General features: G+C 53.0%; 11 protein-coding genes. All 11 read left to right on the top strand.

What is annotated here, in order from left to right; genetic code table 11:
- Positions 1 to 186 precede the first annotated feature (186 nt).
- Positions 187 to 1,353 carry an ExeA family protein gene (locus GJV78_RS22200; RefSeq protein WP_155110245.1) on the top strand — a complete coding sequence of 389 codons (1,167 nt, stop codon included), beginning with the start codon at positions 187 to 189 and terminating at the stop codon, positions 1,351 to 1,353.
- Between the two features lie 2 nt (positions 1,354 to 1,355).
- Positions 1,356 to 1,625, top strand: coding sequence for a hypothetical protein (locus GJV78_RS22205; RefSeq protein WP_000835317.1), 270 nt, complete (start codon positions 1,356 to 1,358; stop codon positions 1,623 to 1,625).
- A 17-nt stretch (positions 1,626 to 1,642) separates the two neighbouring features.
- Positions 1,643 to 2,254, top strand: coding sequence for a DUF3164 family protein (locus GJV78_RS22210; protein ID WP_006118595.1), 612 nt, complete (start codon positions 1,643 to 1,645; stop codon positions 2,252 to 2,254).
- A gap of 78 nt (positions 2,255 to 2,332) precedes the next feature.
- Positions 2,333 to 2,521 carry a hypothetical protein gene (locus GJV78_RS22215; protein WP_020803515.1) on the top strand — a complete coding sequence of 63 codons (189 nt, stop codon included), beginning with the start codon at positions 2,333 to 2,335 and terminating at the stop codon, positions 2,519 to 2,521.
- Positions 2,518 to 2,814, top strand: coding sequence for a nucleoside triphosphate pyrophosphohydrolase family protein (locus GJV78_RS22220; protein ID WP_155110246.1), 297 nt, complete (start codon positions 2,518 to 2,520; stop codon positions 2,812 to 2,814). The genes GJV78_RS22215 and GJV78_RS22220 overlap by 4 nt, the downstream gene beginning before the upstream one ends.
- The gene (locus tag GJV78_RS22225; protein ID WP_064783930.1) at positions 2,801 to 3,490 is read left to right on the top strand and encodes a DUF2786 domain-containing protein; all 690 of its coding nucleotides are present in this window, start codon (positions 2,801 to 2,803) and stop codon (positions 3,488 to 3,490) included. Before GJV78_RS22220 ends, GJV78_RS22225 begins: the two co-directional genes overlap by 14 nt.
- Positions 3,487 to 3,714 (top strand): hypothetical protein, encoded by a 228-nt coding sequence (locus GJV78_RS22230; RefSeq protein WP_057060307.1) that lies wholly within the window; start codon positions 3,487 to 3,489, stop codon positions 3,712 to 3,714. Before GJV78_RS22225 ends, GJV78_RS22230 begins: the two co-directional genes overlap by 4 nt.
- A complete protein-coding gene (locus GJV78_RS23850; RefSeq protein WP_050101243.1) occupies positions 3,704 to 3,919 on the top strand; it encodes a hypothetical protein in 216 nt (71 codons plus the stop codon). Before GJV78_RS22230 ends, GJV78_RS23850 begins: the two co-directional genes overlap by 11 nt.
- On the top strand, positions 3,912 to 4,337 hold the full coding sequence (locus GJV78_RS22235) for a gp16 family protein (protein ID WP_181599841.1): 426 nt from the start codon (positions 3,912 to 3,914) through the stop codon (positions 4,335 to 4,337). Before GJV78_RS23850 ends, GJV78_RS22235 begins: the two co-directional genes overlap by 8 nt.
- The gene (locus GJV78_RS22240) at positions 4,334 to 4,726 is read left to right on the top strand and encodes a Mor transcription activator family protein (RefSeq protein ID WP_155110247.1); all 393 of its coding nucleotides are present in this window, start codon (positions 4,334 to 4,336) and stop codon (positions 4,724 to 4,726) included. The genes GJV78_RS22235 and GJV78_RS22240 overlap by 4 nt, the downstream gene beginning before the upstream one ends.
- A 19-nt stretch (positions 4,727 to 4,745) precedes the next feature.
- Positions 4,746 to 5,075 (top strand): phage protein Gp27 family protein, encoded by a 330-nt coding sequence (locus GJV78_RS22245; RefSeq protein WP_023304082.1) that lies wholly within the window; start codon positions 4,746 to 4,748, stop codon positions 5,073 to 5,075.
- Positions 5,076 to 5,214: the final 139 nt, after the last annotated feature.

Raw genomic sequence — 5,214 nt, forward strand, 5'->3', positions numbered from 1 at the left:
CGAAAGCCCTGCGCGAGAAGTTCAGCGCTAACGGCCATACCTGGACGCCGGAACATTACCGCCAGTTAACGGCGCAGTACCCGGACGGCGTACCGGAAGCCGCGCTGGATGAGGTCATGGCCACCCTGACCACTCCGGCCCGCAACAGCGTTATCAGCATCGTTAACGGTAACTGAGGAGGAAGGCATGCTGGTACTGAAGCAACAACTGAAAGAGGCCCGCATCCCGCAGGCGGTGGTGGCAAGAGCCGTTGCCGTTTCCGAGGCCACGCTGGCCCAGATTGTGAACCATAACGAGTGGCCACGCACCAGCCCCGAAGATGTACGCCAGCGTCTGGCGTTATATCTGGAAAGTCAGGGGATTGATGCGGCGAAAAGTTTTGATGCTGCACAGGGCGCTGTCACGCCCCGTACAGCGGGTACTACCGATAAAACCAACCTCAGTGAGGAAGAGAACATGTTACTCAAAAAGCAGGTGTTATTTCCAGCAACCAAAAAAGCGTTTGGCCTTTTCCGTGACCCGTTCGCCGATGAAGCCATGCAGGGCGCGGACGATGTGTTCACCACGCCGGATATCCGCTACGTGCGTGAGGCGCTGTTCCAGACCGCCCGCCACGGTGGCTTTCTGGCGGTTATCGGCGAGTCCGGTGCGGGTAAATCCACGCTGCGCCGCGACCTGATTGAACGCGTCAACCGCGAGAACGCGCCGGTGATTGTTATCGAGCCATACATCATCGCCATGGAAGACAACGACGTGAAGGGCAAAACCCTGAAGGCGGCAGCTATCGCCGAGGCCATCATCAGCACCATCGCGCCGCTGGAGAGTATCAAACGCAGCCAGGACGCCCGTTTCCGCCAGTTGCACCGCGTCCTGAAGGACAGCAGCCAGGCGGGTTTCAGCCACGTTCTGGTGATTGAGGAGGCCCACAGTCTGCCCATCCCGACGCTGAAACACCTCAAACGCTTCTTCGAACTGGAGTCCGGCTTCAAAAAGCTGCTGTCCATCGTGCTGATTGGCCAGCCTGAGCTGGCGGACAAACTGTCCGAACGCAACATGGAAGTCCGTGAGGTCGTCCAGCGCTGCGAGGTGGTTGAACTGCTGCCGCTGGACAACAGCCTCGAAGAGTTTCTGACGTTCAAACTGCAACGTGCCGGTAAGCAGCTGGCCGACATCATGGACGCCAGTGCAGTGGAAGCCATCCGTGCCCGCCTGAGCAATCTGGGTAGCAACCGTAAAAGCATGGTCAGCCTGCTGTATCCGCTGGCCGTCAGTAACCTGGTGATAGCCGCCATGAATCTGGCTGCTGAAATCGGGGTTCCGCAGGTCAACGCCGACGTCGTCAAAGGGGTTTAATCATGAAATCCATCGCCGATATCAACCAGCAGATGAACAAGGTGCAGTCCGCCATTATGGCGCTCAACGCCATGAACACTACCGTGCAGAGCGTCATGATTGCTGGCAGTAAGCCGGTTATCCGTATCGCCCGCAACGGCCACTGTGCCCGCCTGCTGGAGCAGGGCAAAGCGAGTTATACCCATGTTGGTCATGACGGCTCAGGGCGCTTCCGTCAGGGCGTCTTTGAACTGCATGGCTGCCGTATTACCTGGTCAGAGTCGTTACATTAACCACAAGGTGAACAGAGATGAGCGAAGTAAATAAAGAAGACTACATGAAAGACCGTAAGGGGCGTCTGGTGCCGGTTGACCAGGTGTCTGACTATGACCTTGCGATGGATTCTTTCGTTAAAGAACAGGTTGCCGCCGCGAAGGTTAAACGCGATGAACTCAGCGACTTCAAGCGTCGTGCCTTTGACGAGTGCTATGCCTGGCTTGACCTTGTGGCCGAGAAGTACGGCAGAACACGCGGCGGTGCCAAAGGCAACGTGACCTTCAGCAGCTTCGACGGTGCTCAGCAGATCACCATCCGCGTGCAGGAAACCCTGACCTTCGGGCCAGAGCTGCAGATTGCCAAAGACCTGATAGACGAGTGCGTCACCGAGTGGTCGGAAGGCGCGAACGCCAACCTGCGGGCCATCATCAGCGATGCTTTTCAGGTGGACAAAGAGGGCCAGCTTAATACCGGACGTATTCTTTCCCTGCGCCGCGTCAAGATTCAGGACGAGCGCTGGAACCGGGCAATGGAGGCTATATCGGAATCACTGCAAGTGGCAATGTCCAAAACCTATATTAATTTCCGGGAGAAAGATAAACACGGGAAGCTAATTAATATCCCGTTAGATATCGCTGCCATTTAATTTTAATTCAATTTCTTTTTATTTCGGCGTCAGCGCTGTGGGTTTCTGCACGCCGAAAACAGCATTAAGGAATAAAACATGTCCATCAAATGTACCAACTGCCAGAAAGGTATCACCACCCTGAAGTTCAGCGACGCCAGCGTCATTACCTCCGGTAAGTACCGTGTGCCAGCCGTCCTCATCACGCTGGTATGCCCTCACTGCAGCCAGCATTACTACACCGAAGTTCCGGCCATGGAGTTCATCCCCTGCGAGGCAAAAAAATGAAAGGCATGAAATTATATAACCGCTCCACTATATACAATCTGGCCCTGAAAACCTTTGGCCCTGAAGCACAGGCGCTGAAGCTGATGGAAGAAGCCGCCGAGCTGGCCGCTGCTGCCGCCCGCAACATGAACGGACTGGGCAGTGAAGTTGATCTGGCTGGCGAACTGGCTGACGTTGAAATCATGATTGAACAGTTCCGCCTCAACGGGATGGGCCTGATGATTGATTTTCATAAGCAGAAAAAGCTGGAACGCCTTGCCGAACGCCTGGAGGTGACTTATGCCGCAGAATAATGAAAAGCTGCTGGAGAAGTTAAAAAAGCTGCTGGCGCTGGCTAAATCTGACAACCCCCATGAAGCTGCACTGGCCCTACAACGCGCCCAGAAGCTGATGCAGGCCTATAACATCACCCAGGCTGACCTCGCACTCAGCGATATTGATGAAAGCGTCAGTAACTACTGGGCTGCAGGTAGCGTTAATCCGCCGCGTTACATGCTGGGTCTGCTGGACATTATCCAGGTGGCATTTGGCGTTAAGTCTATTATTCACTCCGGCTATAAACCCAGCGTTGGCTTTTACGGTAATAAAGACCGGGTTGAACTGGCCTCATATACATGGGAGGTACTGGCCAGACAATTAATCATGGCCCGTAAAAACTATATTCGACAGCAGAATAAAAGGATCAAAAACACGACCAAGACCAGCCGTGGTGACAAGTTTGCCGAAGGCTGGGTTCTGGCCGTGCGCAGCGAGGTTCATTTATTTGCTATGTCCCGCGAAGAACGGGAGCTGGCAAGCCTCTGGCTTGAACAAAAATACCCTGACTCAGGCACAACTACGGGCCGTGGGGCCGGGAAGTCACGTGACGCAGACATGTCCCGCCACATCGGTTACAGAGAAGGGGAAAACGTCCGCCTGCATCAGCCCGTTGGCGGGCAGGAGCAGCATAAACTGAAGGCTGAAAGATGATGTTATCGCGTAAGAAGAAAGCACCGAACCCTTGTCGTACAGCTGCTAAATATCTTTTTGCTCGCGCTTTTTTTAAGAACGTAAGGCCCGGCATTCAAATTGGCGTTATTGCTGGACGAGAGCAGGTTAAAAATTACATGTCAGGTGCATGGTGGAATAACGATCCGGTTACTACAGCCCGTAACATTCATATTAACTGGGGTGGGATTCATTATGATGGCTGAATCAATTGTATGTGCCCTGTTCTGGTATGGTTTCGTGGGGTGGTGTACTGCTGAACTGCACCGCCGTTCAGGGTTTTACTCACGTTACAGCGGCGCCGGACACTGGATCAGTTGGGCCGTTATGTTCCTGTGCTGGCCTGTCGCGCTTCCTTTATATGTCGACTATATCGGTGGCGCAGGTAAAAGGAGTGGCGATGATGACTAAGCAGCGTCTTATTCAACTCATTCATATTGCCCGCAGCGACCTCCAGATGGATGAGGACACCTACCGCCAGATGCTACAGGGTCTGACCGGTATAGCCTCAACCAAAGGGATGGATACCCCACAGCTAAACCGCGTGCTGGAATCCATGAAAAAGAAAGGCTTTCGAATTAAGCCTGCCGGGAAAGCCAGGTCCGGTTTACCGCTGGATAGCCATCCGCAGTCAAAGAAAATCCGTGCGCTATGGCTTGAAATGGCTGCGGCAGGTGTCATCCGTGACAGTTCAGAGCAGGCGCTGACGCTTTGGGTTAAACGGGAAACGGGCATCAGCGCGTTACGCTGGCTCAGCAATGAGCAGGCAAGTAGCGTAATTGAGAAACTGAAGAAGTGGCAGCGCAGGGCTGCGGGGGTGAAGCAATGAGCGACGACCTGAATCAGTTTCGTAGTAAAGGGCCGGAACTGTTGGTGGAACTGGCACAGCACACTTCTGAGACCGTCCGCGAGATTATTGAAATCGAACCCGTAGTTGCCGACCAGATTGGTCAGGCTGTCGCAAACCGCATGATGCAGGTCTGGGGCGGGCAAAACGTCTATTTTCCGATGGGCATGGTCTGGAAGGTGAGCAAGCGCGATCGGGAAATCTTCCAGGAGTTCGACGGGCGCAACCATCATGAACTGGCCCGCAAATTTGGTGTTTCACTACAGTGGGTTTACAGCGTGGTGAAGCGGGTCAAAAAAGAAGAATTGGATCGGATGCAGGGCAAACTGTTTGATGGTGACTCTGATTCAGAGAAGGTGGAAAATAGCTAAGCTATTTATAGGAGGACAGATGGCCAGACCAAGCAATATTGATAAACTGCCAGAGGATGTTCGTGCCGAGCTTCATAGCGAATTATCGCGCACAAACTTCACCGGTTATGAATGGCTCTCGCTCTGGTTAGCCGATAAAGGTTACAGCGTATCGAAGTCAGCCATTCAGCGTTATGCTGTCGCGAATAAAAATGAAATTCTGGGCCTACAGCAAGAGAGTCGATTCCATCAGGCACAGCTTCGACTTAATGCGCTTGGTGTAGCGGCAACAATTTCACCAGGAAAAGACCTTGGAAGTTTGAAGAATGATGCAGATGCACTACTAAAATGGGCGTTGTTTGGTTACTGAATGAGTGGGGGGCATCGTCCCCCTTAATTTTCATATACTGTAAATGAATTACATAACCTTTTGTTTGTCTCTTCCCATCACGTACCATAAAGTCCCATTTATCTTACGGTACCCCCTATATTTATCTCACGTCTAATCA

Source organism: Intestinirhabdus alba, assembly GCF_009711095.1.
In the GTDB taxonomy this organism is placed as follows: Bacteria; Pseudomonadota; Gammaproteobacteria; order Enterobacterales; family Enterobacteriaceae; genus Intestinirhabdus; species Intestinirhabdus alba.

What these genes read in the sequence shown, in the direction of transcription:
- GJV78_RS22200 (WP_155110245.1), top strand. Translation starts at nt 187, where the DNA reads ATGCTGGTACTGAAGCAACAACTGAAAGAGGCCCGCATCCCGCAGGCG.
- GJV78_RS22205 (WP_000835317.1), top strand. Translation starts at nt 1,356, where the DNA reads ATGAAATCCATCGCCGATATCAACCAGCAGATGAACAAGGTGCAGTCC.
- GJV78_RS22210 (WP_006118595.1), top strand. Translation starts at nt 1,643, where the DNA reads ATGAGCGAAGTAAATAAAGAAGACTACATGAAAGACCGTAAGGGGCGT.
- GJV78_RS22215 (WP_020803515.1), top strand. Translation starts at nt 2,333, where the DNA reads ATGTCCATCAAATGTACCAACTGCCAGAAAGGTATCACCACCCTGAAG.
- GJV78_RS22220 (WP_155110246.1), top strand. Translation starts at nt 2,518, where the DNA reads ATGAAAGGCATGAAATTATATAACCGCTCCACTATATACAATCTGGCC.
- GJV78_RS22225 (WP_064783930.1), top strand. Translation starts at nt 2,801, where the DNA reads ATGCCGCAGAATAATGAAAAGCTGCTGGAGAAGTTAAAAAAGCTGCTG.
- GJV78_RS22230 (WP_057060307.1), top strand. Translation starts at nt 3,487, where the DNA reads ATGATGTTATCGCGTAAGAAGAAAGCACCGAACCCTTGTCGTACAGCT.
- GJV78_RS23850 (WP_050101243.1), top strand. Translation starts at nt 3,704, where the DNA reads ATGATGGCTGAATCAATTGTATGTGCCCTGTTCTGGTATGGTTTCGTG.
- GJV78_RS22235 (WP_181599841.1), top strand. Translation starts at nt 3,912, where the DNA reads ATGACTAAGCAGCGTCTTATTCAACTCATTCATATTGCCCGCAGCGAC.
- GJV78_RS22240 (WP_155110247.1), top strand. Translation starts at nt 4,334, where the DNA reads ATGAGCGACGACCTGAATCAGTTTCGTAGTAAAGGGCCGGAACTGTTG.
- GJV78_RS22245 (WP_023304082.1), top strand. Translation starts at nt 4,746, where the DNA reads ATGGCCAGACCAAGCAATATTGATAAACTGCCAGAGGATGTTCGTGCC.